Origin of the sequence: Mycobacterium sp. E1715 (assembly GCF_001667625.1) — a bacterium.
In the GTDB taxonomy this organism is placed as follows: domain Bacteria; phylum Actinomycetota; class Actinomycetes; order Mycobacteriales; family Mycobacteriaceae; genus Mycobacterium.
Genome location: NZ_LZJJ01000311.1, coordinates 1 through 2,190, shown reverse-complemented (window position 1 = coordinate 2,190; position 2,190 = coordinate 1). Strand labels below are relative to the sequence as shown.

At 67.6% G+C, this 2,190-nt stretch carries 3 protein-coding genes; 1 reads left to right on the top strand and 2 read right to left on the bottom strand.

Annotated features, from left to right (window positions below):
• Positions 1 to 590 (bottom strand): NAD(P)-dependent oxidoreductase (locus A9X03_RS15740; RefSeq protein WP_304442284.1); only part of this gene is annotated, 590 nt, incomplete at its 3' end.
• Between the two features lie 107 nt (positions 591 to 697).
• On the opposite strand from A9X03_RS15740, the gene wrbA reads away from it, so the two are divergent.
• Positions 698 to 1,297, top strand: coding sequence for an NAD(P)H:quinone oxidoreductase (gene wrbA / locus A9X03_RS15735; RefSeq protein ID WP_068261787.1), 600 nt, complete (start codon positions 698 to 700; stop codon positions 1,295 to 1,297).
• A 157-nt stretch (positions 1,298 to 1,454) separates the two neighbouring features.
• On the opposite strand, the gene ilvC is transcribed toward wrbA, so the two are convergent.
• Positions 1,455 to 2,190 (bottom strand): ketol-acid reductoisomerase (ilvC, locus tag A9X03_RS15730; protein ID WP_067889261.1); only part of this gene is annotated, 736 nt, incomplete at its 5' end.

Genomic DNA, 2,190 nt, shown 5'->3' with positions numbered 1-2,190 from the left:
TCTGCGCGGCCCAGCAGGTCGTCGAGGGGCAGCAGTTCGATGCCCAGCTGCGCAGCCCGCGCCGGCGAGACGTAGGGGTCGTAGGCGACGAGGTGGGTGCCGAAGGCCGTCAACCGCTGGGCGACCAACTGCCCGATCCGGCCTAGCCCCACCACGCCGACCGTCTTGCCGAAGATTTCGGTGCCGTTGAACGAAGACCGCTTCCAGGTGTGCTCGCGCAGCGAGGCGTCGGCGGCCGGGATCTGCCGGGCGGCGGCCAAGAGCAGCGCCAGGGCGTGCTCGGCGGCACTGTGGATGTTCGAGGTGGGCGCGTTGACCACCAGCACGCCGCGCTCGGTCGCGGCGTCCACGTCGACGTTGTCCAGCCCGACCCCGGCGCGGGCGACGATCTTCAGCTTGGGGGCCGCCGCCAGCACCTCGGCGTCCACCGTGGTGGCCGAGCGCACCAGCAGCGCGTCGGCCTCCGGCACCGCGGCCAGCAGCTTCTCCCGGTCCGGCCCGTCTACCCAGCGCACCTCGACCTGGTCTCCCAGGGCTGCGACAGTCGATTGGGCGAGTTTGTCGGCGATCAATACAACAGGCAGATTCACCCGGCCAGCCTAACGGCTGCGTTTGACGGGCCTCGACGGGCTCACCACTGCCGTAACCTGCACCGACGGCCGTTGGGCGCGGGCCGGCGAGGTCCTACGATGCGCTGATGACCAAACTCGCGATCATCTACTATTCGGCCACCGGGCATAACACCGCGATGGCGCAACGCGTGGCCGCCGCGGCCGAGTCCGCCGGCGCCGAAGTCCGGCTGAGGCACGTCGCCGAGACCCGCGACCCGGAATCGTTCGCGCAGAACCCGGCCTGGACCGCGAATTACGAAGCAACCAAGGACCTTCCGGCGGCATCCGGTGAGGACATCGTCTGGGCCGACGCGGTGATCTTCGGTTCGCCGACCCGCTTCGGCTCTCCCGCTGCGCAATTGCGCAACTTCCTGGACTCGCTCGGCGGGCTGTGGGCCGAGGGCAAGCTCGCGGACAAGGTGTACGCGGGATTCACGTCGTCCAACACGCTGCACGGCGGTCAGGAAACCACCCTGCTGTCGCTATACATCACTCTGATGCATTTCGGCGGCATCATTGTGCCGCCCGGTTACACCGACCCGGTCAAGTTCGTCGACGGCAACCCGTACGGGGTGAGCCTGGTCTCCACCCACGACAACATTCACGAATTCGACGGGGCCACCGGGAACGCCCTGGACCACCTGGCCCGCCGCGTGGTCGAAACCGCCGGCCGGCTGGGTGCTTGAGCGGCGCCCGCGCCGAGCGTGAAACTGTCGCGAGAATAAGCCAAGAAATTCGCAACAGCTTCACGCTCGGCGGAGAGAGGACGCCGTAAACGGTCGCCGTGGTTTATGTCTCGCAGCCGCGGCAGGGCGGCCGGCAGTCGGCAGCGCGGCCCGCCGGTTACGCGGTCTCGGTGATCGGCCGGTCGACCCAGCTCATCAGGTCGCGCAGCTTCTTGCCGGTCACCTCGATCGGGTGTTCGGCGTTCTCCTTGCGCAGCTGCTCGAGTTGCTTGTTGCCGCCCTCGACGTTGGCCACCAGCTTCTTGGTGAAGGTGCCGTCCTGGATGTCGCGCAGGATCTCACGCATGCGCTCTTTGGTCCCGGCGTCGATGACCCGCGGACCCGACAGATACCCGCCGAACTCCGCGGTGTCGGACACCGAGTAGTTCATCCGGGCGATGCCGCCCTCATACATCAGGTCGACGATCAGCTTGAGCTCGTGCAGCACCTCGAAGTAGGCCATCTCCGGCGGGTAGCCCGCCTCAACCATGACGTCGAAACCGGTCTTCACCAATTCCTCTGTGCCGCCGCACAACACGGCCTGCTCGCCGAACAGGTCGGTCTCGGTCTCGTCCTTGAACGTGGTCTTGATGACGCCGGCCCGGGTGCCGCCGATGGCCTTGGCGTAGGACAGCGCCAGCGCCTCGCCGTTGCCGTTCGGGTCCTGGTCGACCGCGATCAGGCAGGGCACGCCCTTGCCGTCGACGAACTGGCGGCGCACCAGGTGGCCGGGACCCTTCGGGGCCACCATCGCGATGGTCACATCGGCGGGCGGCTTGATCAGACCGAAGTGAATGTTGAGACCGTGCCCGAAGAACAGCGCGTCACCGGGCTTGAGGTTGGGCTCGATGTCG

Bases quoted from the DNA above. Each gene is read 5' to 3' on its own strand.
- wrbA (WP_068261787.1), top strand. From the start codon at position 698: ATGACCAAACTCGCGATCATCTACTATTCGGCCACCGGGCATAACACC.